The following is a 25,322-nucleotide window of genomic DNA, read 5'->3' on the forward strand; positions in this document are numbered from 1 at the left end:
GAAGGGGCGGCATGAGTGGGAGCACAACATCCGCGGGAGCACGACTGAAGAAACCGTCGTGGAAGGATCCCCGGCTACTCGTCGGATTGCTGCTGGTGCTTGCATCTGTGGTCGGAGTCGTTTCGCTGGTGGGTGCAGCCGACCAGACTACTGATGTCTACGTGGCGCGGGAGGCTATCGCCGTCGGGGAGAGACTGACCGCGGACAACACTGCCCGGGCTAAGGTGCGTCTGGGCCAGTTGGAGGAGCTCTACATCTCGGGCGAGGCCGGACTTCCCGATGGGCTTGTGGCTGTTCAGAGGATCGGCAAGGACCAGCTCCTGCCCAAGGCGAGCCTCGGGAAGCCGGATGAGCTCGATCGAAAACCAGTTGCCATAACCATCGATGAACCGCTTCCTGAGCAGGCGCTGGCCGGTTCGAGGGTTGATGTCTGGGTGGCGCAGCCCGATACGCGCAATGGCTTCAGCGAGCCCTCGATGCTGCTGCCCGGCGCTGAAATCTCGCAGGTGACGCCAGGGTCCACTGCCCTTGGATCCTCCCGATCCACCGTCCTGATGGTGCTGGTCAGTGACGATCAGATGCCCAAGCTCTTGGGTTCACAGGCAAACAAGGCAAAGATCTCAGTTGTGTGGAACCCGGGCGGTGTGGGCAAATGAGCATCCCGGTCGTAACAGTAGGTGATGCCCAGGAAGACCTGGTCGGAGGCCTGGAGCGGCTGCATGGTCCGGTATCCGTCGTCAGGCGGTGCTCAGAGCTGACAGAACTGTTGGCAGCATGCCAGGGCGGGCTGGCAAGGGCCGCTGTGGTGGCAGGAGGAAGCGAGGAGCTTGCAGCCTCGTTGGTTGACCGCCTCCGGGCTGTGGGAGTGGCAATAGTTGCCTTGACTGACATTCCAGGAGAGATGACCAGACTGCGTGGAATGGGAGTGATCTGTGCCGCGCCGGATCTGGACCCGGTGGCCCTGGCAGCAAAGATCTCGGAAGCGGTGGCTCTTTTGTCCGGGAGTGGATCCGTTCCCCCTTTCAAGCAAGACAGCGGGATGTCTGATCCCGGCGCCTCCAACCGAATCAGACTGGACGACGGCGCCGATGTCCCTCCAGCGTCGGGAACAGGGCAGATCATTGCTGTTTGGGGTCCTGCCGGGTCACCTGGGCGGACTCTTGTCGCCATCAACATCGCCGGAGAGTTGGCGGCTGAGGGTAAGTCTGTCCTGCTGGTCGACGCCGACAGCTATGGCGCCAGCGTCGCAGCCATGCTGGGATTGCTTGACGAAACGGCGGGGCTCGCACAGGCGTGCCGACTGGCTGACCAAGGCATCCTCGACGCCGATGCCCTGCTTCGGGTTGCCACTCGGGTAGTCACGAAGGGCGGCACGTTCCGCGTTCTCACCGGAATTACCCGGGCTGACCGATGGACGGAGTTGCGCGCCGCTGCCCTCTCCTTGGTGCTTGAGAAGTCCAGGGAGATTGCCGACGTCATCGTCGTTGATGCGGGGTTCTGTCTGGAGGCCGATGAAGAACTCAGCTTTGACACGGTGGCTCCCAGGCGGAACGCGGCCACCCTGCGCAGCCTTGAACTCGCAGATACTGTCTTTGCGGTAGGAGCCGCGGACCCCGTTGGAGTACCCCGGTTGGTGCGCGCGTTATCTGACCTCGAGCAGGCCGTGCCGCATGCATCGCCGAAAGTGGTTCTGAACAAAGTGAGAGCCTCAGTGGTTGGCAGGTCTCCGGAGCGCCAACTGCGGGAAGCCTGGGACAGATACGGCCCGTCCCTTCGGATAGAAGCGTTTCTTCCTGCTGATCCCGGAGCCGGAGATGCAGCGCTCCTTTCGGGGGCCTTGCTGCTCGAAGCTGCCCCGGACTCGGCACTTCGCCGCTCCATTGCTGAATTGGTTTGTGCACCAGTCCAGGGAAAACGCCGTTCGTCTGTATTTACTTCCACAGCAAGGCGCAGAGTTAAGGATTAGGCTCACCTTGAGGGCTGCAAAGGTGCAGCCGCGAACTTCTGATGGAGGCGTTTCATATATGTCGTCTGGATCCAGTGTGGAGGATCAATCCTTGACCGTCGCGGCCTTGGAAGGATACCTGGGGGACTACTACGAGCATTTGGCAGAAGAGGATTTCCAGGCGTACCCCGCCGAAGTCCTCTCCACCCGGGCGGAGACGCACCGGGCTGTAGCGCAAAGCCGCCAGCCGGGCCACGCGAACGTCTCCATCTTGGAAGAGGGCGACAACTGTGTCGTATATATAGTCACTGACGACATGCCATTCCTCGTGGACTCGGTGAATGCAGAAATTGTCCGTCAAAAATCCGCCATCCATTTGGTGGTGCATCCGCTGTTTGTCGTCATGCGCAACCGAGTTACGGGTGAACTGGTCAAGGTGGACAAAGTTCCTTCGACGGTTGGTCTCTCCAGCGGCGATACAGCTACTATGCCGAGTCTTTCCCACCTCATTGCTGAAGGTGACAATGCCTCCCACATGGAGTCCTGGATTGCAGTTGAGATTGACAGACTGGGGAAGGAGGGGCGGGATCTTCTTGAAGATGGACTCCGGCGGATTCTTGGAAACGTTCGGGCCGCGGTCGAAGACTGGCCGAGGATGCGGAATAAAGCCCTCCAGATAGCTGCCGACTTGGACAAGGTAGCCAATCCGGCCCAAATTACAGAACTTCGGCAGGCTCAGGATCTCCTGCGCTGGTTGGACGAAGGCAACTTCACATTCCTGGGCTACCGTGAATACGACCTCGTCAACGAGGACGGCGAGGATGTGCTCCAGCTTCGTGAAGACAGCGGGCTGGGCCTTCTGCGCGCCAGCTCGGACGGCCGGCAGATTCAGCACCTTACGGACGCCGGCCGGAAAAAGGCCAGGGAGAAGCGGGCACTGGTGATCACCAAGGCCAACTCCAGGTCCACCGTGCACCGCCCGGCCTACCTTGACTATATTGGCGTCAAGAGTTTCGATGCCGCCGGTAACGTCAATGGCGAGCGGCGCTTCATCGGTCTGTTCGCCACGAGTGCCTATGCAGGGTCTGTCAGGGATATTCCAATCGTGCGGGAGAAGGTCGAGGCAGTCCTTCGGATCGCGGGTTTTCCACCCGATTCACACTCCGGCAAGGACCTTCTCGGGATCCTCGAAACGTACCCCCGGGACGAACTGTTCCAGATTGAGGTGCCTGATCTCGCTGCGACTGCCATCAGCATTCAGCGACTGCAGGAACGGCGCCGGACGCGTCTCTTCCTCAGGCCGGACATTTACGGCAGGTTCATGTCTGCGGTCGTCTTCCTTCCGCGCGACAGGTACACCACCAACGTTAGGCTCCGTATCGAAGATGAGCTCCGTGAGACCTTTCACGCAGAGTCGATTGATTATGAAGCACGTATGACGGAGTCTGCGCTGGCCCGGCTCTTCTTCCGGATCCGTCTGCCGAAGGACGCCGATGTCACGAACGTCAACGCCCAGGAACTGGAAAAACGTCTTGTTCGCGCTACGCGTTCGTGGAGCGAAGGAATCACGGAAGTACTTCGTGATTCCTCACCTGATGGAGGCGGCAAAGAGCTCGCCGAACTCTGGGCCGAGGCCTTTCCTGCCAGCTACCGCGTTGACTACGAGGTTGAAGATGCGTTGCAGGATATTGCAAGGTTCGAGAAGTACAGTGCGGTAGCCAAAGAAAGGGGCGGCCCCGAGCGTCCGGGCGTTCACGTCTACCTTCCTGAAGGCGCGGGAGCAACTCTGGAGGAGGATGCGCGCGTCAAGCTGTACATGCTTGACCCCAAGAGCCTGAGCCAGATTCTTCCGTACTTCCACAACCTGGGCCTTGAGGTGCTGGATGAGCGGCCCTTCGAGATCGAGACGGCCGATAAACGTGACTTCTTCCTCTACGACCTCGGGCTCAAATACCCGCCACGGGTGGATCCTTCGGCCACGGGAGAGCTTCTTGCCGAGTCCTTTGGTGCAGCAGTTTCCGGTGCAGCCGAATCTGACAGCTTTGATCGGCTCGTCCTTCGTGAAGGCATGACATGGCGCCAGATCGTGGTTCTTCGCGCCTATGCCAGGTACATGAGGCAAATGGGCAACACCAATTCCTTTGAATTCATGGCTGACACACTGTTGGCGAACGCCGATGTCACGCGCGCCTTGAGTGCACTGTTCACGGCGCGATTTGACCCCTCATTCGAGGAGGAAGAGCGCGAGGCCAGGCAGGAACAGTTGCGCGGGGAACTGGCTGCGTCGATTGAGCAGGTAGCCACGCTGGACGCCGACCGGGTTCTGCGGACCTTCAAGAATCTGATCGAGTCGACCCTGAGGACCAACTTTTTCCAGAACAAGCCGTACCTGAGCTTCAAGCTCAACCCCGCCGGCATTGAGGGGTTGCCGTTCCCGCGGCCGATGTTCGAAATCTGGGTCTATTCCCCACGGGTCGAGGGCGTACATCTCCGGTTCGGGAAGGTTGCACGAGGCGGCCTTCGCTGGTCAGATCGCCGGGAGGACTTCCGGACCGAAATCCTCGGTCTCGTCAAGGCACAAACGGTCAAGAACGCGGTCATCGTTCCCACTGGGGCCAAGGGTGGCTTCTTCGCCAAACAATTACCGAACCCTGCGGAAGACCGGGCTGCCTGGATGAGCGAGGGGGTAGAGAGCTACAAGACGTTCATCCGAGGTCTGTTGGACCTTACAGACAACCTCGTTGCCACGCCTGGGGGTGAGGAATTGGTGCCGCCGTCCGGCGTAGTGCGGCATGACGGAGATGACTCCTACCTGGTGGTCGCAGCGGATAAGGGGACAGCGACTTTCTCTGATATCGCCAACGGGCTTGCCGCTGAATACGGCTTCTGGTTGGGGGATGCCTTCGCGTCCGGTGGCTCTGTGGGCTACGACCACAAAGCCATGGGAATCACTGCAAGGGGCGCCTGGGAATCAGTCAAGCGTCACTTCAGCGAGCTGGACCTGGACACACAATCCGAACCCTTTACCGTCGTCGGTGTGGGGGACATGTCAGGGGATGTCTTCGGCAACGGAATGCTGCTTTCACGGCACATCCGGCTCCTGGCTGCTTTTGATCATCGGCATATTTTCCTCGATCCGAACCCGGACGAATCAGTTTCATTCGATGAACGGCAACGGCTGTTCGCGCTGCCGCGTTCGTCCTGGGACGACTACGACAAATCACTCATCAGTGAAGGTGGCGGTGTTTATCCGCGCCAGCTGAAATCGATCCCGGTTTCGGAGCAAGTCCGGGTCGCCTTGGGCCTTCCCGATGGAGTTACCCATTTGAGCCCTCCAGAGCTGCTTCGTGCGATCCTGCTGGCTCCGGCCGACCTTCTTTACAACGGGGGCATCGGAACCTACGTCAAGGCGAGCACTGAGACGAATGCTGAAGTTGGTGACAAAGCCAATGACGCAATCCGTGTGGACGGACGAGAGCTGCGTGTCAAGGTGGTGGGCGAAGGCGGCAACCTGGGACTGACCCAGCGGGGCCGTATTGAGGCCGCCCTGCAAGGGGTGATCCTCAACACGGACGCAATCGATAACTCTGCTGGAGTTGATTGCTCCGACCACGAGGTCAACATCAAGATCTTTGTCGACAGGATGGTAGCGGCAGGCAAACTCGACGCCAGCGAGCGTGCCGAATTCCTGGCATCCATGACGGAGGAAGTTGGCCGGCTGGTTCTTGAGGACAACATTGACCAAAACATTCTGCTGCTGAATGATCGAATCCGCGTTGCTGAATGGAGCCCCAGCTACGAGCGGCTGATGGACTGGATGGAGAAATCCGGATACCTGAAGCGGAAGCTCGAAGCTCTCCCCACGACCGAGACACTCCGGGAGCGGCTGGAGCAGGGGCAAGGGCTTACGTCCCCTGAACTCTCGGTGCTCTCTGCCTATGCCAAGATCCAATTGGCCACGGCACTGCGGGAAAGTGACCTCGCCGAGGATCCATGGTTCCGTCGGACCTTGCGGGAGTACTTCCCCCTTCAGTTGCGGGAAAGGTTCGACGCCGAGCTGGACAGCCACCCGCTGCGCCGGGAGATCATAGCGACGGTAATCGCCAACGACATGATCAACATGGGCGGAATCACGTTCGCCTTCCGGGTAATGGAGGAGACTTCCGCCACTGAGGTCCAAGTGGCGAAGGCATTTGTGGCCCTGCGGGAAGTGTACGAACTGGACAACATGGTGGCGGAGCTTAACGCCCTTCCGGCATCGTTCCCCACCGAACACTGGAGCGCTGTCCACCTGGATATCCGCAGGTTGCTGGACCGGGCGGTCCGCTGGGTCCTGACTCAGGGGAACGCCACCCGGTCGATTGCAGACACAGTCGCGGAGTTCAAGCCGCTGATGGATCCAATGCGTTCGCGCCTGCTCGATTACCTGCGCGGTGATGACCGCGCACGAGTGGCCGCGTGGCTTGAAAAGGCCCGCACGTGGGGCCTCCCTGAAGACCTGTCTTACAGGTGGGCCGAGCTGTTCGAGAGCTTTGTGTTGCTGGACATTGCCAAGATCGCCCATGGCAATCCGGAACCTGTGGAAAGCATTGCACATGTGTATTACACCGTGTTCAACCGGTTCCACATTGATTCCCTGTTGGAGCGGATCACGAAGCTCCCGAGGGAAGACCGTTGGCAGGCCCTTGCCCGGGCCGCGTTGCGTGACGATCTGTATTCAACGGTCTCAGATATGACCACGGCCGTGCTGGAGGCCACTCCCAGCGGTGTCCCTGCAGAAGACCGCCTGAAGACCTGGGAAGGACTGAACGCCGAGCAGTTGGGGAGGGCGAAGAGCATGTTTGATGAGGTCAACGCCCTTGAAGCCGACGATATGGCGTCCCTGTCGGTAGCATTGAGGCTCTTGAGGTCAATCGTCCGACGCTAGGCAGTAGCCGGAGCGTCGCAATATGGAGGTGCAGTGGCAATCTTTACGGACCCTATCAGGGAGCACGCTGATTTTGGGCCGGGGGATGCCGAGTGGCTGCACCTCCTGGTGGGCGACTGGCAGATGGTTGCAGACCTTGCCTTCGCTGACCTTGCATTGTGGTTTCCGCATCCGGAACACGGATACATTGCGCTCGCGCATGTCCGCCCCTCCACCACGCATACGGTGTTTCACGCCGACTTTGTGGGGGAGGGGATCCGGTCGGATTTGCAGCCCCTGGTGGACAAAGCGTGGGAGAGCCGGACTATTGAGCGTTCCAGCGAGACCAACTGGAGCAGCGACATGGCCCTCCGCGTGGAGGCGGTCCCGATGGTTCGCAATGGCCGGACGCTCGCTGTGGTCACCTCCCACATGGACCTGTCCAGTTCCAGAATGCCCTCCCGGCTTGAGCTGACGTACCGGCAGTGTGCGTACGACCTGCTGAGGATGGGTACCTTAGGTCTCTGGCCCGATTTCGCATCGCCCACCGGTTCCCGTCGCGGTGCGCCGCGTGTGGGGGATGGCCTCATCAGACTGGATGCGGATGGAATCGTCCAGTATGCCAGTCCCAACGGTGTCTCGGCTTTCCGGCGTCTGGGCGATGGGGAATCTCTGGAGGGGCGGTCACTCGCAGAGGTAACGGCAGGCTTGCTCAAGGACCGTCGGATGGTGGACGAAACCTTGCCGCTGGTCGTCACCGGCCGGATGCCCTGGCGCAGCGAAATCGAATCCCGTGGCGTCAGCCTTTCACTGCGGGCCATTCCGCTGCGGGACGAACAGCAGAGATTCGGTGCCCTCGTCTTGTGCCGCGACGTGTCGGAATTGCGCCGCCGTGAAATGGAGCTGGTGACCAAGGATGCGACCATCCGCGAGATCCATCACCGGGTTAAGAATAATCTGCAGACCGTTGCTGCCCTCCTCAGGATGCAATCCCGCCGAATGGTCAGTGACGAGGCAAAACAGGGCCTCGAGCAGGCGATGCGCCGGGTAGCAACCATCGCGCTCGTCCATGAGACGTTGTCCCAGGGCCTTACCCAGAGTGTCGATTTCGATGAACTGATCGGGCGGCAATTCAGGCTATCTGCTGAAGTCGCTTCGCCCTCCCAGCAGGTACGCACGGAGCGCGCCGGTCTGTTTGGTGAACTGCCGAGCGACTTCGCGACACCCTTGGCCCTGGTAATCAATGAACTCGTTACCAACGCGGTCGAGCATGGACTGGAGGGGCGAACAGGCACCGTCTGGTTGCTCGCGGACCGCTCAGAAGGAGACGACGGTGAGGAACTGCTGACAGTGACCGTTGCCGATGATGGTGTAGGGCTCCCGGAAACACCCCATACCGAGGGCTTGGGGCTGCAGATAGTCAGAACCCTGGTGATGAGTGAGCTCGGAGGCACAATCCAGTGGCAACGACGTGAAGGTGGCGGCACCGCGGTCCAGATCGTGCTCAGCCTAATCCGGCGGTAGGGCCCTTGCCGGCCCGGGGCTTCCAGGTCTAAGTAGGGCGCCGGGTCGTCGGCAAAAATGAGAGGGGCCGCGGACAGAAACGTCCACGGCCCCTCTTATTGGTTTGTGCTCTCAGGAAGCCCGGCGTGCGCGTGCAGCACGTCGTTTGAGGGCGCGGCGCTCATCTTCACTCATGCCACCCCAGACGCCTGCGTCCTGCCCGGACTCCAGAGCCCACTGAAGACAGGTATCCACCACGGGGCACCGGCGGCAGACGCTCTTGGCCTCCTCGATCTGCAGGAGGGCAGGGCCGGTGTTGCCTACGGGGAAAAACAGCTCCGGGTCCTTATCGAGGCACGCTGCGCGGTTACGCCAATCCATGCTGATCAGTCACTCCATTCCTGGGAAACTCGTTGAGTGCTTTGTGAAAATATTCACTAAAGGCAACAAAGGAAAGGGGCCCAATCGGGCCCCCTTGGTCATCTCCAATAAGCCTGTCATGTTAACGCTGTGTAAACAAGGGGGTTTGATGACGGAAGTGCCTCTTCGGCGTGAGCGATGCATCACATTGTTCATGGGGCCTCACAGTTAGTGACTATGTCCGGTATTGTGCCAATGTGTCAAGACCTCCACTGGAACCACCGGAAGATGCCTCCGGGAACGACCGGGACATCGGGATGGGCAGCGACGCCGGAATGAAGAGCGGCGCCGAAATGAAGAGCGGCGCCGAAAACCGCCGCTACCCCCCGGCCAATGCCGCCGATGCAGCGGACATGCAAAGGCGCCCGGTAGGCATCGCCGTCCTCAGCGGAATACTGGCTGCAGAAGGAACTGCCCTTCTTGTTGCTGCCGCCTGGTTCATCATCGGGCTGCTCAGCGGAGCCCCCACAGGCTCCTTCTGGAGCGCTGTCTTCCTCCTTGTGCTCCTGCTCGCCTTTTCAGCGTGGCTTTACGCGATGGCCTACTTTCTTTTCCGCGCTTACCGCTGGCCGAGGGCGGGAGCCTTCCTGGCCCAACTCTTCGTCCTTACCCTTGGATTTCCTGCTTTGACAGGCGGACTGACGCTCATTGGACTTCTGATGCTGGTCCCGGCTGCCACAGCTATTGTGCTGCTGTTCGACAAACGCGTGGTCGGCTTTGCTTCACGTTCCGGCGGCGGACCTCCCGCCTTGTAGCCGAGGAGACAAATCTCCAAGTTGAGTCAAGACAGCCCTTCCACCGGATATGACCACGGCACGGCCGGCTGGCGGGCGTGCTTCCACATCGAAACGCACACCGAAGAAGTCGCCGTCAAGAACGCTCCTCGGACAAATGAGTACCCCTGTGCCGTGGCTGCGCGCCTGCAGCATCAAGGGAACGCGTTGTGCGACCGTGGAGCTGAAGCCAGCGGCCAGGACAATCGTCAGTCCCATCGTGTTCAGGTCCAGCAGGCTGCTGTGCGCTTCCGGCGACAACCGGTCAGCATCGTCCACGAGGGCTAAGGCATCCGGGGCGAGTCCATTCGATGCGGCCTTCGCGGCGAGGCTGGACCAGTACGAGCCGGCATCTGCTTCCTGCCCGGGGTTTAGCCAGGCAGCTTCACCCGGGTTCATTTCGGGGAGGGCCTGCAGAAATGTACTCTTACCTGCCGATGGGCCACCCAGTACCGCGAGGACGCCGCCCGTGGGAACGGTGAGCGTTACGGGCTCAAGTTCGTCCCCACCTACTCCTACCAGGAGCCTACGGTCCCGTAGCCTGGGTGACCTTCCGGAAGGAAGAATTCGCCGGGATGTCTTGTCCTCATACCGGTCTCTGATGGCTTTCCCCGGAATGGAATCGGGTAGCCGCTCTACCCTGAAAGGTGTCGTTTTTGGTGTTTGAACGGATGCAGGAAGCCGCAGCGAATTTTGTGGTGGAGCGAAGAATTGGACCATGGACGGACTCCCCTTAACAAGGGACCCAAAAGCGACGGCCCGGCCCCTTACTGACGGCACGGCAGGAAGGCGGGGCCACGCGAGACGTCCTTCCTCGGTCGAACCCATGGGGAAAAAGCACCGGTTCGGAATGGAGGCGGAAAACCGTGCTGTCACGAGTTCCCGACCTCCGGAAATGAGAACCGTGACCTTGGCCTTCGGGCCATCCCTGACGATGTCCTGGAGCAGGTCTTCAGCCCAAACCAGCGGAGAAGCTCGAAGCGCAGAAGCCCAGGAACCCCAACCTGAAATGACCAGGACGAGGGGAGGATCTGTACCGTCACCCTGACGGCCTAACCGGACCGACATCTCGTGGGCAACGCGTTCCAGCACACGGACTCCGCGACGAAGTTCCTGAAGGCCAGCCACTGCACCAACGTGCGGGAGCGCGGACGTTCCGCTTAAAGTACCGTCAGAGTCCAAGAGGTAAAAGTGCGCCTCCCCTGGTGTCTCCAGCATTTGTCCCAGCACCAGGAGCAGTGCATCGTCCGTACCCGCCGTCGCCGTTCCAACCAGCCCCAGATGCCCGTCAGTCAAGGGTTTCCATTTCAGTGCGGTCACTGTCTGCTGCTCCGGCGAGTCCACCCACCCGAGCTCTGCCACACCATCGGGGCCGGGGCCGGGGAACGGCAGGCTTTCAGGTAGCGCCGGCGCCACAGGCGGCCGGATGGAAGCACCGCCACGAAGTGCCCACAGAGTACATGCCTGGCGGATGAGTGGAGCGGCGGCATCTGCCGGAGTGACGGATTCCGTTGCAGCATCGCGCTGCTGTAAAGGCGTGCCCGGGGTGGTGGCCAGGACATCAAAGGTTGCTTCGACCGTCAGCTCGCAGTCAGCTATCGCTGCCGTTCCCGTCAGTGCTGCCGTTTGGAATTCTTCGGGCGGCTCAGTTCCGCGGGCAAGGAATGCCCGGCCAGGGTTCCCTACTGGGATCCGGGCAGCCGCCCCTGAGTTGATAATGTCGGCAGATTCCAGCTCTGATTGGACCCGAAGGGCAATACTGGTGGTCACATTGGCCCGGATATCGGGTGTAATCGCACCCTGCGGGCGTTGGGTTGCCATGATGAGGTGCAGTCCCAGGGACCGGCCGATGGCAGCAATTCTCATGAGTTCGCGAAGCGCTTCCGGTGCGTCTTCTACCAGCATCCTGAACTCGTCAATAACCAGCACCAGGTGGGGTAGCGCCTGCACCTTTCCGGTTGCCGTGGCCCGGTAGCTTACAAGATCGGGGGCTTGGGCCAAGGCGAGAAGTTCTTCACGACGGCGAATCTCCGCGCGGAGGGAGATCAGAAATCGATCAAGTTCGTGCTGTGACAGATCAGTCAGCATTCCGACGCAGTGCGGCAACCCGGTCAAAGGGCCAAGGCCGGAACCGCCCTTGAAATCCACAAAGAGGAAGTTCACGCGATCTGGCGGAAACGACAGGGCAAGGGAAACAGTCAGGCTGCGTAGCAGCTCCGATTTACCTGAACCGGTGGTACCGGCGACCAACAGGTGCGGACCATCCGCCTGCAGATCAAAGAAGCGCGGACCGGAGGCTCCCATGCCGAGGCTGACGGGGAGACCCCGAGTTTCCCGGGATTTATCCCAACGCAGGGCGAGTTCGGAGTCAGAGAGAGTGAGTACGTCTTCCAGCAGACAGGCTTCCGGTACACGTTGCCGGGTGGCCGCATCATCCTGCGGCGGATTGGAGGCGACCCGCCGGCAGAAGTTACTGAAAACCTGATCGGGAACGAGATCAGCCACAAAATCAATGCGGCGGGATGCTCTCGTCAACCGCGCCAAGCCTCCGCTCAAATTGACATACGGGCCATTCACGTCAGCCGAAAGTTCGCCCCGTGCATTGGAGCAGTGGAAAACCTGCCAACCGTTGTTCACTGCAGCGGAAAGGACTTTGTCTGCCTCGCCGGAACACGGGATATTTTCCATCATGATCAGCACTCCATGGTCGAATCCGCGCCCTGGGCCAGCAGAAAGACTGGCCAGACACGCCGCGGCTTGAGTCACCAGGGAGACCTGCTTAAGAAACCGGGCGGCGAGAGGGATCTCCCGGGCTCCACCGAGGATTAGGACCCGCGTTCCCCTTGCGAATGAAAAAGTTGAGAACTGCATGATGAGGGACCTGATAAGCCCGGCCACGGCTTCGTCCGGCCCTTGGATCCGGGTCACGCCGGGGCCTGGCTCAAGCGTGACAGCCATTGATTCCAGCAGGGGTGGGCGAAAGCGCGGGTCGGCGGGATCGGTTCGCACGTTCGCCGGTTGCGTCGCCAGTCCAAGTCGTAGCGACACCCCACCTTCCGCAACGGATGCGGGAAGGGGCTGGGGACCGGAGTACACGGTTTGAAGGACAATGTCGGCAGCCGAAGGTGCGGACCGCCGTCGTCGTTCCTGATCGTCTTTCACGGCCGCCGCCACTGCCCATTTCAGGTCGCGCCGCTGGCGCCTGCCGGACACGGCAGGCACCAGAATGGAAAGGGCCGAAACTGCTGTAAAGGCCAGGAACATCCACATTCCCGTGATCACGGCAAGGCCTGTTCCTATAACAATGGGAAGCACCGCAGTGAGGATCAACGTGCCGCGGTTGGCGTCTTCGGCCTTCCTGCCTACAATCAACGGCTCGGCAACGTTGCTGCCTGCTTCAGCATAAACATGCTGTTCAGTGGAAGACCCGCCGAAGACGATGCTTAGTGTTGAGTGGCCGCAGCGTATGAGGGAGTTGGTGAAGACCTGGGAACTCTTGACCCTTTTGTCATCCACGGTTGTTCCGTTCACACTGCCAAGGTCAGTGATGGTGACACTTGACTCCGACACCTCGAGACGGGCGTGCTCCCGCGACAACTCGGCATCGGCAAGGCGGACCTCCGTGCCGCTGCGGCCAATGCGGACGGAACCCCGGCCAAGGGGCACCACAGTGCCTGCACCCGGGCCACCATGGACCGCCAACATCAAGCCGAGGGACGATGGCCCCGGGTTTCCGTGAATCGGCGCTTCGTTTCCGTCCACCAGGACAACTCCGGGGACAAGCGGGGGAACACCGACGGTCATCCCGGCAATGGGCGAACCTCGCGCCGTAAGGGTCCGCGTGCCATACTTCCGGGAGACGGCGTCCTGAAGTTCCAAGCCACTGCATCCGGATGGCGCTGTGATGGTCAGTTCGAGGGGATCGCCGGTTAGCCCGGAACCATGGCTGTGAACGAGCGTGCATTCGAGGGTCATGGTCTTCCTTGCTTTTGCCGGTGCGGTCCTGACCCACGCTATGGCCTGGCCGGCGACCTGGAACGGCCCCGCCTTCACTATGTGGATAACGATCTGCTGCCGCTTCCGATTCGCGGTGAGTGCGCCACCCTCGGGTAGGCTAGAGCAGCAGACAATGCCATACGTTGTGCTGCCCGCATTCGAATCAGGAGATTTTGTGACCGCTGACCTTGTCATCGTAGGGTCAGGCTTCTTTGGCCTGACAATTGCAGAACAGGCCGCCACGGAGTTGGGCTTGAAGGTCGTTGTCATCGACCGGCGCCACCATATCGGCGGCAATGCATACAGCGAAAAGGAAGAGCAGACAGGCATCGAGGTCCACCGTTACGGGGCGCACCTTTTCCATACCTCCAACGAACGCGTCTGGGAGTATGTGAACCGCTTCACAACGTTTACGAACTATGTCCACAAGGTGTATGGCGTGCATAAGGGCGAGGTCTATTCCCTGCCCATCAACCTGGCAACCATCAACCAGTTCTTCCGCGCAAACCTCACCCCGGGCCAGGCCCAGGCCTTGATTCAGGAGCAGGCCGGAGAACTTGCCGGAACGGATCCCCAGAACCTTAACGACAAGGGCATTCAGCTCATCGGACGCCCGCTCTACGAGGCCTTCATCAAGCACTACACGGGTAAGCAATGGCAGACGGACCCCAAGGATTTGCCGGCTGGAATCATCTCGCGGCTTCCCGTGCGGTACAACTACGACAACCGGTACTTCAATGACAAGTACGAAGGCCTTCCCACCGACGGCTATACCGCCTGGATTGAAAAAATGGCCGATCATCCGAACATCGAAGTTCTACTGAACACCGACTTTTTTGATGATTCACAGGAATACAGCAAGGACAAGGTAGTAGGAAAAATTCCGGTCGTCTACACAGGTCCCGTGGATCGGTATTTCGACTACGAGGAAGGCCGTCTCTCCTGGCGGACGATTGATTTCGAGGAGGAAGTGCTCGACGTCGGCGATTTCCAAGGTACGTCCGTCATCAATTACAACGACGCCGACGTCGCATACACCCGCATTATTGAACCGCGCCACTTCCACCCCGAGCGGGACTACCAGACGGAGAAAACCGTCATCATGCGTGAGTTCTCCCGCGCAGCGGAACACGGTGACGAGCCCTACTACCCGATCAACACTGCGGCTGACCGTGATCGGTTGTTGAAGTATCGCGACCTGGCGGCGGAAGAGAAGAATGTCCTCTTCGGAGGGCGCCTGGGCACCTACAAGTACCTCGACATGCACATGGCAATCGGATCGGCCCTGACCATGTTTGAGAACAAAATACGGCCTCACTTCGAAGCGGGAGATCAGTTCGAAAGCGGAGGAGTGGACGCATGAGCCAAGACACGTTGGCTGCACCCGACAAGGGTGGCGGCCTGTTTGACGTGCTTCGCCGCCGGGACCTTCTTCGCCTGATCGTCCGAAAGGAACTGAAGGTCCGCTACCGGAGTTCCGTGCTTGGGCTCCTCTGGTCCTATGTCAAGCCTGGCGTGCAGTTCGTCGTCTTCTACTTCGCGCTCGGTGTGTTCCTTGGGCTTAACAAGCAGCCGAACTTCGTGATCTACATGTTCTCGGGCATCATCCTCGTCAACTACTTCTCTGAGGCCTTTGGCCAGGCTACCCGTTCGGTGGTCGCCAACGCCGCCCTGGTGAAGAAGATCTACTTGCCGAGGGAACTGTTCCCCGTAGCATCCGTTTGGGTTGCCATCGTCCATTTTCTGCCCCAGATGCTGATTCTGCTGGTGGCGTGTTTCTTCTTTGGCTGGACCCCGACTATTCCCCAGCTGATAGGGGCAGTGGGGGCATTCGTGATAGTGACCATGCTGTCATTGGGCCTCGGACTGTTCTTCGCTGCGGCGAACGTGCTTTTCAGGGACTCTGAAAACATAGTTGACCTCATGCTCATGATGGCTACCTGGTTTTCGCCAGTACTCTATGCCTGGTATCTGGTCCGGGACACGCTTGGAGAAACGTTCTACTTCTTCTATCAGCTCAACCCCATGACCATCGCCGTCGAACTCTTCCACGCAGCATTCTGGTCTCCGACCTCAGCAGTCAGGCTAGCGCCGGAGGGGGCAAGGCTTCCTGAGAACCTTCTTTCGATCTGGCTTCCCGTGGGCCTGTTGGTTTCATTGTTGATCCTGGCCGTGGGACAGTCACTATTCCGACGCCTTGAGGGCAGATTTGCGCAGGAGCTGTGATGGGTTCAGAGGCTATTGTTGTTGAAAATGTCTCAAAGCGGTTCAACCTCCGCCACACCCGGTCCCTTAAAGAGACCGTTGTGTGGCTGCTAAAGGGACGCCGCGGGGACTTGTCCTCCACTTTCATGGCTCTTGACGGTGTGGACATCAGTGTGGAGGTGGGGGAGTCCGTCGCACTGCTCGGACTTAACGGCTCCGGAAAGTCCACCCTGCTCAAGCTGATTTCAGGGGTCATGACAACTGACTCCGGTACTGTTCGGACCCGGGGCAAGGTTGCTGGCCTAATTGAGGTGGGCGCGGGCTTTCATCCCGATCTGACGGGCCGTGAGAATGTCTTCCTTAACGGAGTGATTCTCGGGATGACCGAAAAAGAAACCGCCGAGCGCTTTGACGCGATCGTGGAATTTTCTGAGATTGGAAAGTTCATCGATACGGAAGTGAAGTTCTACTCCTCGGGGATGTTCCTGCGGCTGGCCTTTGCGGTCGCCGTACACACCAACCCGGATGTCTTCCTCATCGATGAAATTCTGTCCGTCGGCGACGAGCCGTTCCAGAAGAAGTGCCTTGCCCGTGTCCAGGAGCTGCGTGATTCCGGTTGCACACTGGTGGTCGTCAGCCACGACCTGGATATGGTGAGCAAGGTCTGCGACCGGGGAGTGGTGCTGCGGCAAGGTAAGAAGGTGGCTGACGGGCCTATTGGAGAAGCTGTCTCGCTGTTGCGGGAAGGCTGAGACGGAACCGACGCATGACAATAATGCAGGGAGTACACATGACCAGGGCCCGACAGGTCTTCGAAATTATTGACGACGGCGGCTCCGGCCTTGATGGTGCGGAGGAACGCCTCTCGCCACGCGAAGTTGGATTGTTGGCCGGCGCGTTGAATTACCATTCGCTGGTACAGCCAGGCCGGGAATTCAGGGCTGTAGTGCTCCGCGGACCGAACGAGTCGTTCCCAAGACTGACCGGCGATTCGTGCCATCGCTTGGAGTGGCCGGCCGACCGGACTGTGGTTTGCACGGTTCAGGTTCGCAGCACCCTCAATGGAACGGTTCCTGAGAATGCCCCTCTGGTGCCGCTGGTCATTGACCTTGGGGGAGAACATCCAGGCGGGGGAACATCTTTCTACAGCCGTGCGGGTCTGAAATCAAAAGTCCTGAAACGGGCACGCTTTGGTGCTCCCGTTGCTTTTGATGCCTTGCGGCAAGGTCTCACGGATTACTACGAAAAGCGGATTACTTCGAACCGACGGCCTCCCCGGATTGCACGGGTCGAGTCCGCTGCCCCGCTGCGAGGGCTTGCAGGAGAAGACAGGCCTCAGGCGATTGTATTTGGACTGCACTGGCTTGAAATGGGGGGTGCGGAACGATGGGCGCTTGAATCCATTGCTTTAGCCAAAGAGGCAGGGTTCCTTCCCATCGTCCTCACCGACAGGGAATCTTCCCACCCGTGGATCGTGCGGCCCGAACTGGAAGGCGCCTTGGTCCTTCCACTGGATCTGCCGCTGCCGGGTACAGAGGAAGTTGACCTTTTGTTGGCCCTCGCTACGGAGTTCTCGGTCCGGGGAATCCATGTCCATCACAACGGCTGGCTCTATCACCGGCTCGCATGGTTCAAGGCGATGGACCCGACCATCCAGGTGGCGGACTCCTTGCACATCATTGAATGGCGCACGGGCGGGTTCGTCGAGGTTTCCATCAAGCTCTCCAACGCTATTGATGTTCACCATGTCATCTCGCCCCAACTCCGTGACTATATGGTGCTGCAGCGCGACATTCCCAAGGAACGGGTGGCGTTGGCTCCGCTTTACGGACTCCATGAGGCCGCGCCCGTGCAGCAGGCGAAGATCGAGAACGGGAGGCCTTTCACCGTCTCCTTCATCGGCCGCCTGAGCCAGCAAAAGCGGCCGTACCTGTTCCTGCGCTATGCACATCAGCTGAAGCGGTCCGCTGACAACGTGCGTTTCATCATGCACGGTGACGGCGCCTTGTCCGATGAAGCCACCCAATTGGTGTCCCGCTATGGCCTCTCGGATTGTGTGGAGTTTAGAAGGCCGCCGCGGGCAGTTGACGACACACTGACCGAATCGGATCTGTTGGTGATTTCTTCAGATAACGAGGGATTGACCCTGACTACTTTCGAAGCCACTGCCCATGATGTCGCAGTACTTTCAACGGATGTCGGATCGCAGGCCTCCCTCGTCTCCTCCCGTGCACTCGTGCCGCGTCAGCCGCTGGCTTTCCTTAAGGAGGCTGTGTCCGTTACGAAGGAGATCATGGAGTCCGAAGAGCTGCGTGAACAAATCGTCCAGGAGCAGCGCGAGAAGATCGAGTCCCTGAAGGAACTCCCGGAAGCGCGTTTGTGGACAAAGAAACTGTATGAAGGATGGAAAGCATGACCGACAAGGTCGCAGCGGTAGTTGTAACGTACAACCGGGTGGATAAGCTCGGGAAAGTCCTGGATTCGATCCTGGCCCAGACACGGTCAGTCGACCAGTTGATTGTTGTCGATAACGCCAGCACGGATTCGACGCCGCAACTATTGTCGGTCTACGACGATGATCCCCGAGTCGAAATTGTCCGGCTCAGCACCAACACCGGTGGTGCCGGGGGGTTCGCTGCAGGCATGGAACGGGCCTACGAAAGAGGCGCCGACTGGGTCTGGATCATGGACGACGACTGCTACACCACCGAGACTGCGCTGGAGAAGCTGCTCGAGGGTCATGCAGAAGCAGAAACGGAACTGGGACGGGCCGTTCCGTACAGCTGCTCACTGGTGCGATACACCGATGGTTCCATCTGCGAAATGAACAATCCGGGTACCACCTGGGACTGGGGACGGCTGATCGCCAAGGGTCTGAATTCGGTTCTGATCACCAATTGCTCCTTCGTCTCCGTACTCATCCCGCGTCGATCGATCGCCAAGTATGGACTTCCGCTGGTTGAGTACTTCATTTGGTTTGACGACATGGAGTACACCTTGAGGATCAGCGCTGAGGGACCCGGTGTTCAGATTCTGGACAGCGTTGCAGTTCACGATATGCCCGAAAACCGGGGCGTGAACTTCGGTGACCTTAACCCGGGCAATGCCTGGAAGTTCTACCACGGTGCCCGAAATGAGTCCTCTTACCGGTGGCACCATGATGACAAGCTTGCCTGGGTTCAGTTTGTGGTCACCACCTACGCCTGGATGGTCAGGGCCCGGGTAGGGCGTAGGCTTCAGCTCGGAGTGGCGAAACGCATTCTTGAGGGCCTGAAATTCGACCCCAAGCCCAAGATGGCGCGGAGCGTCCGCTAAAAACCACCAGCTGTGAATTCAGGGCCCGGCCAGTGCCGGGCCCTGAAACATTTAAGAGGCCGTTAGGTTCCTAAGATGCCGCCAGTCAGCTGAACTCACGGCAAGGGGTACAAGGACAAAGCTTCGGTTCTTTTCCGCGCAGACAAGCCGAGAGCGACTTGCCGGAAGTCTGAGTTGCCGGTTGGCTCCGGCAGGTTCTCCTCGCTCTTGGAAGCGGCATACGCCCAACCGGTTCCCAGCTCCAGCAGTGATTGATGCTTGACGTCGTAGTAGTCATCAAGAATGCCGATCGCCACACCGCGCGCCCCCGCAGCAGCGGCCATCATATGGGGATGGAATCTCGATGTATACCACACCTGACCGGACCGTACTGGCAGACCATCGTTCCAGACAGAGAGGAACGGAACGAAGTTCTCCTCGGGGATCAGCCCTTCCAAAGCATCGAACATGCGTCGGTCAGAGCCAGGGATTGCTTCCATGTAGCCGACTGAGAGTCCGTTAGCCAGTGCCTTCTCCACCACCAGATGGAGCTTGTCCCGCAGCCGGGTGAATGTCTCGTCATCGGTCATGTCGCTTTGAATACAGAGCATTACATCTTTTGCCCTCGTCTGAACAGCCTCGGAGCCGCCGGCTCGCTGCAGCTCGTGGGGGAGGCCCAGGAATACGTCATCCAACCCCACTTCGAGCCCGATGGCTCCTGCACTAGCCGCGTCCCGTACGCTGGCACTGCTAAATGAACTGACAGTAGATTTGAGCTGCGCGGCGTTCTCCGGAAGAGGCATCAGGCCAAGTCCCGAAGCGATTAGACGGGCGCCGTTCAGTCTTCCGGCAGCGGCCATTCCAGCTACAAGTCCAACGTGATCAGGCCAAACGCCGTTGACGTATCCACCGCCCAGGAGATGGATAGTGTCCGCCTGACCCAGGGGCATCAGGCCGACGTCGTACATGGGGGTTCCGCCATGGGAAACGATGCGCTCCACATGGTCCCAGACACCCTGGGCAGACTGATCCGGTGCCTCCGCACAGGAACGCCAAAGGGTGTTCGTGGTGCGCAGGTGAGGGTGCATACCTGCAAACAGTGCGCTGGCAGTGCCTGGCTGAGGGCAATCCAACCAGATGGAAGCTTCCGGACGCACCCTTGCCAGGAATCGCAGCCACGACGCTACGATCAACTCGTCGCCGTAGTTCGGGTTCCCTGCGGACGCAACGAGATAAATATTATTGCCCATCCCCCGAAAGTATCATGAAGGGAGAGGGCCGTACGTCGCTCCAGCCGCAGCGATCGAGCCGGCGGCTATCCGGTATTCTTGACAAGGTGCCTTTCGCCCGGCGCTGTTGTCCCTAAATGATGAAACGCGAAGGAACTGCGTGCAAACGAACGCCGTGTTAGAGACCCCGCCCCGAACGGCCACGGCCGCAGTGCAGCAGGTGCATGCTCTGACCGGCGTCCGCATTGTGGCTGCGATGTGGGTGGTCCTCTTCCACGTTCGTGGAAACATAGCTGCTGAATTCCCTTGGCTTGACGCGGTTATCGGTCCCCTTTTGGCACACGGAGAGCTCGGCGTTGATCTCTTTTTCGCCCTCAGCGGCTATGTACTCGCCCTGAACTATGGCGAGCGGATGGGTATCCGGCTGGACCGTCAAGCCACCGTCAAGTTTTGGTGGGCAAGGCTCGCACGTGTGTGGCCGGCCTATGCCTTCATGCTGGTATTTACCGCAATCTGGCATGGCATTCTTCTGGCCCGCCAGAGCGCAGACCCTGTTGCCGTGAAGGACTACAGCATTGGCAGTTTCCTGCGGCAGCTGACCTTGGTGGTGCAGTGGACGGAGCCGGGGTTTGACCGCCTTACCTGGAACGGTGCCGCCTGGTCTGTATCCGCCGAAGCGTTCGCGTACTTGCTGTATCCCATCATCGCGCTACTCATTTTTCGGCTCAACAGGGCGTTCAGTACGCGCTCGCTGGTTGTTATGGCCGCCGTCGTACTGTTCCCTGTTGTCTTTTTCTCCTATGTCCTGGGCCTTTACGGACCATGGATGTGGGTTTTGCGGATTCTCTGCGCCTTTACCGCCGGAGCCTTGATGTTCTATATCGTCCGGCGGCTGCCCGACACGGCACGTATGCGCATGCTCGCCAGCCATCTGCTGGTTTTGGCCATCGTCGTCCTGGTGGCTGGATGCTATTTCATGCACCTCACGGGGCGTGCCCGATACGTGGGTCTTCTGATCCCCGTACTTGTCATGATGGTGGGAACACTGGGCGTGGCAGACAGGCACATTGCACGCTTGCTTGGAACACGGGCCCTGGTGATCGGCGGAATGGCGTCCTACAGCATCTACCTGGTCCACATGCCACTGATCGAAATCTTCTGGAAGATGCAGATGACGTTTCCGGAGGCTTTGGGGACTGGCACGGTAGGTGCAAAGGTTGGTTTTGCGCTGATGCCGGTGGTTGTATCAGTCCTGGGATACATGCTGTGGAGGCATTTTGAAGAGCCTGCGCGTCGCAAGATGCGCGTGATGTCCACGCAACACATTCCTGAACGGGCCGTAGACGATCCTGCGCTCGGCCACGATAAATCTACCGCGGCCGAGCGGAAAGGCTCTTAGACGGTGCTTTCGACGGCAAGCTCATGGCCCATGCGCTTGCCAAGCCGCATGTAGGCAAGCCGCCGGGCGTAGGACATTCCGATGGCCTTCAGGTTCCCGATGTAGAGATCCGTCTTACTGAGGATCCCCGGATGCTTTGCCGCAATCTCCCGGTGAAACGCAATAGCCTGGTCTGACTGCTGCTTCGCGAGCCGGACGCTCCATTGACTGGCGCTGATTCGGAATGTGGCCAGGCTCTTCCGAAGAGCGACGACGTCCCCGTGCAGGCAAATGCGGGCATACGTTGCCTGGTCGATCAGATAAGGGTTGGTGTTGTCCCAGCCGCCTTCCTGTTCGAGGAGTTCACGGCGGAACATCACGCAGGCCGGCTCGCCGAAGATATTCGATCCAGCCAGAACGGTCGCGCGGACCGCCTTGACGCCGCTGACGAGCCCGGAAATGCCCTGCAGTCCACGGCTTTTAATGAAAACGTCGCCCTTTGAGTCCACAAGGTCTCTTTGGGAAGCTACAAGGACGGCGCTGGGATTGGCGTCAAACGCCGCAACCTGTTCTTCGAGAGCCGTCGGAGCGATGAGGTCATCACCACAGACAAGTTTCACGTACTGACCACGCGCTTCCGAGCTCACGCGGTTCCAGTTGGCCTGCGCCCCGCCACCCGTGGGAGTAGGCGAGAGAATCCGGAGGCGCGGGTTGCTCCGATAGGTCTCGATGACTTCGGAGGTTCCGTCAATCGAGGAATGATCCGCGATCACCACTTCATAATCGTCGAAGGTCTGGTTCAACACCGACTCAAGCGTTTCCGCAATGTACTGAACGTTGTTGTAGGCAGGGATGACTATGGAGACTTTGGGGCTCATGCCGTTTCTTCCTCTTTGGTTCCATGGGTGGGTGTGCTTGCAGCCGGTCGGGACGGTTCCTTGCGGCGAAACGAGAAGTATCGGTGGCCGAAGTAGCTGATGCAGACCGAAAGCACGGTGATGGCAATCTGTGTGGGGATCCGTGGGAACTGAAGGATGTCTGCGAAGAGTGACAGCAGCACGATGTTCACCAGCAGGGATGTCAGGTTAACCAAGGCGAATCTACCGAGGTCCAGCCAGACGTGGCCCTTTACCCGGAAAACGAGCTTACGGTAGACAAAGAACACCGAAATGAGCGACACGAGCCAGGAAGCTGTGAGCAGCACAAAGGACGGTGACTGCGGGAAGGTCAGGGCAAGGACAATAAACAAGCCGGTGCTGAAGGCGGTGTTGGCACCTCCGACGAGCAGGAATGCGACGCGTTGGTCCTTGATGATCTTAAGCAGGGGGCCGGGCGGGCCCGAATGAATACCGCGGACCGGCTCATCCTCGTCGGGTAATGGGGCCGTCGTCACTATCTCTCCTCGTTCCATGGTGCCTTCGCTGCTACTCCTACCGGTTCGGAGGGATTTGTTGATCTGTCTTTTGTCTCGTCAAAATCCTGCGGGCCAGGGCCGGACGTCCGGGCAGCAGGGGGCAGTTTCCCTGCTCGTGGATGGTCACGGCGTCGTCTGAGGGCGAACAGCACCGACCAGGTGGCCCCGAGGAGCAAAGCCGTGCCCAGGGCCGCCAGCTCGATGTTCCAGCCCGGCGGCTGGAATGACACAGTGACCGTCTTGCCGATCATGTCCGGTGCCACGTCCACTGTCAGGAGGTATCCGCGCAGGGGGTCCGCAAGCGTTCCGCCGTCGACGCTGTAACCAGGCCACGCAATCCTGCCTAGGGTGACCTTGCCGCCGTCGTTTCCAACCTTGGTGACTTTGAAACTGACAGAAGAATCCTCATTCTGAACCAGCTCAACGTCCGTTCCTTCAGACGAATAGACGGGAGCGCCTACGTTGCCCAGAGGTGCGTCCCTGGTCCACATGACGGTGTTCGGCGTGCGGGAAGCCACACTCCAGCCAGACGGGAGTGTCACCTTGGCCAGTTCGACGCCCTGGGCGTCCGCGGCATCCCGAACAACCTGCACGGTGTCGACCCGCAGGAGATCTGCGAGTGGTTTTCCTGAAGCCGGATCGATTTCGAAAAGCTTGGTTGTCAGCTCCCGGCATGTTTCGCCGCGGGAAATGATGCAGAGGTCCTTGGAATACGCAGCGTTCTGGATGGGACTGTAAAGGTTGTGGACCGGAACGGGGTTCAGATACCACATGTTGCCCACCAGCGTCTCACCCCAGGCTGCTCCATCAAGGGAAGACGGGGCACCCACCACAATCGCCTGGCCTTCGGCGCCTTCGAGTTGCTGTCCGTACTTGGATGTGTCACCAGGCATCTTGAAGTCCTGGACCGGTGGAGCAGGGAAGTACTTGTGCTGGGGGAAGGCCACCGCCAGCGATGTGGCCACCAGTATTCCTGCGAAGATACCTTCGGCTCTTTTCGCGCGATCCACTTTCCAGAAGACAAGGACGATGACGGCGAAGCCTGCTGCCATGATCAGGAACATTCTGGCACTGACGGTCCACATCTCGGGCTTTCCGGTCCAGCCGAGGTAAACACTTGCCAGGAACAAGCCGCCGACTGCAAGCCAGCGGGTCCGTGAGATGGCCTTCAAACGGGCAAGGGAGAGCGCGACGCAGATCAGGACGATGACTGTCAGAGCGACGTAGGGCATCAGTCTGACGGGCGTCCGGAGAGGTCCCATGTCGCTGGGGGCAAGTGTCAGCAACAAGGAGAAGACCAGGAAAACCGGCAGGCTTGCCATCGGCGGAGTGAGCCGACGGAGTTTGTGGAAATTTATGATGGCGAAGAGGGGCAGGAACCAGGCGATGTACGTCAGGGGAACCGGTGCAAACGGCCCCCACCACCATGAGGCGACTTGGGGCAGGTTGCTGGGGAGCGCTGACCCGGCCAGACCGGTGAGGTCTACTGTCAGGAAGTTCGTGTTGGAGATTCCGGTCTTTCGTGCGGTGCTGGCCAGGGTCAGGACTCCCGGCAGGTACACCGCCAGAGCGACGAGTCCCAAAACAACGCCGGAGGCAAGCGTCTGCCTCAAGGCCTTCCAATGCCGACGGATCAGGACTTCGGCGATGAAGGCGACAAAAACCAGCACCATCATGATGGTGCCGTGAACGTAGCCAACGGTCACGAGCAAATAGCCGGAAACGAGCACGGGCAGGGGTGACTTCCTGTCAAAAGCCATACGCCGCAGAGCCCACCAAACGAACGGCAGGAATGCCCACACCATAAGGCCTGTCACCCAAGACGGTGCATCCAGATAGACGGTGAAGCCTGCCAAAGTGGACGTCACCCCTGCGACAAAGGCCAGTGGTGGAACGGCCCTGAAGCTGCGGCTCAGGAGATAGACACCGATGCTGGCGAGAGCCAGGAACCCGATCTTCACGGCCGTGGAGAAAATGATCGCGTTCCCTGCAAAGGATGCGGCAAGCCCGATCAGCAGCGTGACGGGGCTGAAGATGCCCCACTGTCCTTCGGCTGCGTAGTTACCCGCTTGCCAGCCGGCAGCACTGAAGATGGGCCAGTCACCGGCCCGCAGCAGTTTGCCAATTTCCACCCAAATCGGATAGGCGCCAATCTGGGTATCGTCGTAAAAGTAGAAGCGGTGGTTGAATATCACCGGGATCAGCGCCGCCACAGTAGCAATCAGCGGTGTCGCACAGGCCCATTTCCAGGCCCCCCTG

At 59.7% G+C, this 25,322-nt stretch carries 17 protein-coding genes; 11 read left to right on the plus strand and 6 right to left on the minus strand.

The window, feature by feature from the left end; all coding sequences use genetic code 11:
• Positions 1–11 precede the first annotated feature (11 nt).
• The 4 genes from M1E05_RS07770 to M1E05_RS07785 are packed head-to-tail and all read left to right on the plus strand — an operon-like array spanning position 12 to position 8,375.
• The gene (locus M1E05_RS07770; protein ID WP_458111411.1) at positions 12–656 is read left to right on the plus strand and encodes a CpaB family protein; all 645 of its coding nucleotides are present in this window, start codon (positions 12–14) and stop codon (positions 654–656) included.
• Positions 653–1,966, plus strand: a complete 1,314-nt coding sequence (locus M1E05_RS07775; RefSeq protein ID WP_458111410.1) for an AAA family ATPase — start codon at positions 653–655, stop codon at positions 1,964–1,966. The genes M1E05_RS07770 and M1E05_RS07775 overlap by 4 nt, the downstream gene beginning before the upstream one ends.
• Before the next feature lie 58 nt (positions 1,967–2,024).
• The gene (locus M1E05_RS07780; protein WP_461164922.1) at positions 2,025–6,872 is read left to right on the plus strand and encodes an NAD-glutamate dehydrogenase; all 4,848 of its coding nucleotides are present in this window, start codon (positions 2,025–2,027) and stop codon (positions 6,870–6,872) included.
• 33 nt (positions 6,873–6,905) lie between these two features.
• Entirely contained in the window at positions 6,906–8,375 is a 1,470-nt protein-coding gene (locus M1E05_RS07785; RefSeq protein ID WP_461164923.1) for a sensor histidine kinase, read from the plus strand.
• Positions 8,376–8,486: 111 nt separating this feature from the next.
• Here the strand turns inward: M1E05_RS07785 and M1E05_RS07790 are convergent, their stop codons facing one another.
• Positions 8,487–8,735 carry a WhiB family transcriptional regulator gene (locus M1E05_RS07790; RefSeq protein ID WP_003804966.1) on the minus strand — a complete coding sequence of 83 codons (249 nt, stop codon included), beginning with the start codon at positions 8,733–8,735 and terminating at the stop codon, positions 8,487–8,489.
• A gap of 236 nt (positions 8,736–8,971) precedes the next feature.
• Here M1E05_RS07790 and M1E05_RS07795 point away from each other — a divergent pair, with 236 nt between their 5' ends.
• A complete protein-coding gene (locus M1E05_RS07795; protein ID WP_461164924.1) occupies positions 8,972–9,529 on the plus strand; it encodes a hypothetical protein in 558 nt (185 codons plus the stop codon).
• Here the strand turns inward: M1E05_RS07795 and M1E05_RS07800 are convergent.
• Positions 9,497–13,522, minus strand: a complete 4,026-nt coding sequence (locus M1E05_RS07800) for an FtsK/SpoIIIE domain-containing protein (RefSeq protein WP_461164925.1) — start codon at positions 13,520–13,522, stop codon at positions 9,497–9,499. The two genes, M1E05_RS07795 and M1E05_RS07800, sit on opposite strands and share 33 nt — an antisense overlap.
• 196 nt (positions 13,523–13,718) lie before the next feature.
• Between M1E05_RS07800 and glf the strand changes: the two genes are divergently transcribed.
• The 5 genes from glf to M1E05_RS07825 are packed head-to-tail and all read left to right on the plus strand — an operon-like array spanning position 13,719 to position 19,063.
• Positions 13,719–14,906 (plus strand): UDP-galactopyranose mutase, encoded by a 1,188-nt coding sequence (gene glf / locus M1E05_RS07805; RefSeq protein ID WP_458111405.1) that lies wholly within the window; start codon positions 13,719–13,721, stop codon positions 14,904–14,906.
• Positions 14,903–15,769 carry an ABC transporter permease gene (locus M1E05_RS07810; RefSeq protein ID WP_461164926.1) on the plus strand — a complete coding sequence of 289 codons (867 nt, stop codon included), beginning with the start codon at positions 14,903–14,905 and terminating at the stop codon, positions 15,767–15,769. Before glf ends, M1E05_RS07810 begins: the two co-directional genes overlap by 4 nt.
• On the plus strand, positions 15,769–16,500 hold the full coding sequence (locus M1E05_RS07815) for an ABC transporter ATP-binding protein (protein ID WP_458111403.1): 732 nt from the start codon (positions 15,769–15,771) through the stop codon (positions 16,498–16,500). The genes M1E05_RS07810 and M1E05_RS07815 overlap by 1 nt, the downstream gene beginning before the upstream one ends.
• A 38-nt stretch (positions 16,501–16,538) precedes the next feature.
• Complete coding sequence (locus M1E05_RS07820) at positions 16,539–18,164, plus strand: glycosyltransferase (protein WP_458111402.1); 1,626 nt, start codon at positions 16,539–16,541, stop codon at positions 18,162–18,164.
• Positions 18,161–19,063, plus strand: a complete 903-nt coding sequence (locus M1E05_RS07825; RefSeq protein WP_458111401.1) for a glycosyltransferase family 2 protein — start codon at positions 18,161–18,163, stop codon at positions 19,061–19,063. The genes M1E05_RS07820 and M1E05_RS07825 overlap by 4 nt, the downstream gene beginning before the upstream one ends.
• Positions 19,064–19,158: 95 nt before the next feature.
• Here the strand turns inward: M1E05_RS07825 and M1E05_RS07830 are convergent, their stop codons facing one another.
• A complete protein-coding gene (locus M1E05_RS07830) occupies positions 19,159–20,292 on the minus strand; it encodes a polysaccharide pyruvyl transferase family protein (protein WP_458111400.1) in 1,134 nt (377 codons plus the stop codon).
• A 139-nt stretch (positions 20,293–20,431) separates the two neighbouring features.
• Here M1E05_RS07830 and M1E05_RS07835 point away from each other — a divergent pair, with 139 nt between their 5' ends.
• Entirely contained in the window at positions 20,432–21,670 is a 1,239-nt protein-coding gene (locus M1E05_RS07835) for an acyltransferase family protein (protein WP_461164927.1), read from the plus strand.
• On the opposite strand, the gene M1E05_RS07840 is transcribed toward M1E05_RS07835, so the two are convergent.
• From M1E05_RS07840 to M1E05_RS07850, 3 genes are read right to left on the minus strand one after another with little or no spacing between them, the layout of a single operon-like run.
• On the minus strand, positions 21,667–22,527 hold the full coding sequence (locus tag M1E05_RS07840) for a glycosyltransferase family 2 protein (RefSeq protein ID WP_458111398.1): 861 nt from the start codon (positions 22,525–22,527) through the stop codon (positions 21,667–21,669). The genes M1E05_RS07835 and M1E05_RS07840 overlap by 4 nt on opposite strands.
• A complete protein-coding gene (locus M1E05_RS07845) occupies positions 22,524–23,042 on the minus strand; it encodes a GtrA family protein (RefSeq protein WP_458111397.1) in 519 nt (172 codons plus the stop codon). Before M1E05_RS07845 ends, M1E05_RS07840 begins: the two co-directional genes overlap by 4 nt.
• Positions 23,042–25,276, minus strand: coding sequence for a glycosyltransferase family protein (locus tag M1E05_RS07850; RefSeq protein WP_461164928.1), 2,235 nt, complete (start codon positions 25,274–25,276; stop codon positions 23,042–23,044). Before M1E05_RS07850 ends, M1E05_RS07845 begins: the two co-directional genes overlap by 1 nt.
• Positions 25,277–25,322 lie beyond the last annotated feature (46 nt).

The organism is Arthrobacter sp. R4-81, from assembly GCF_054792365.1.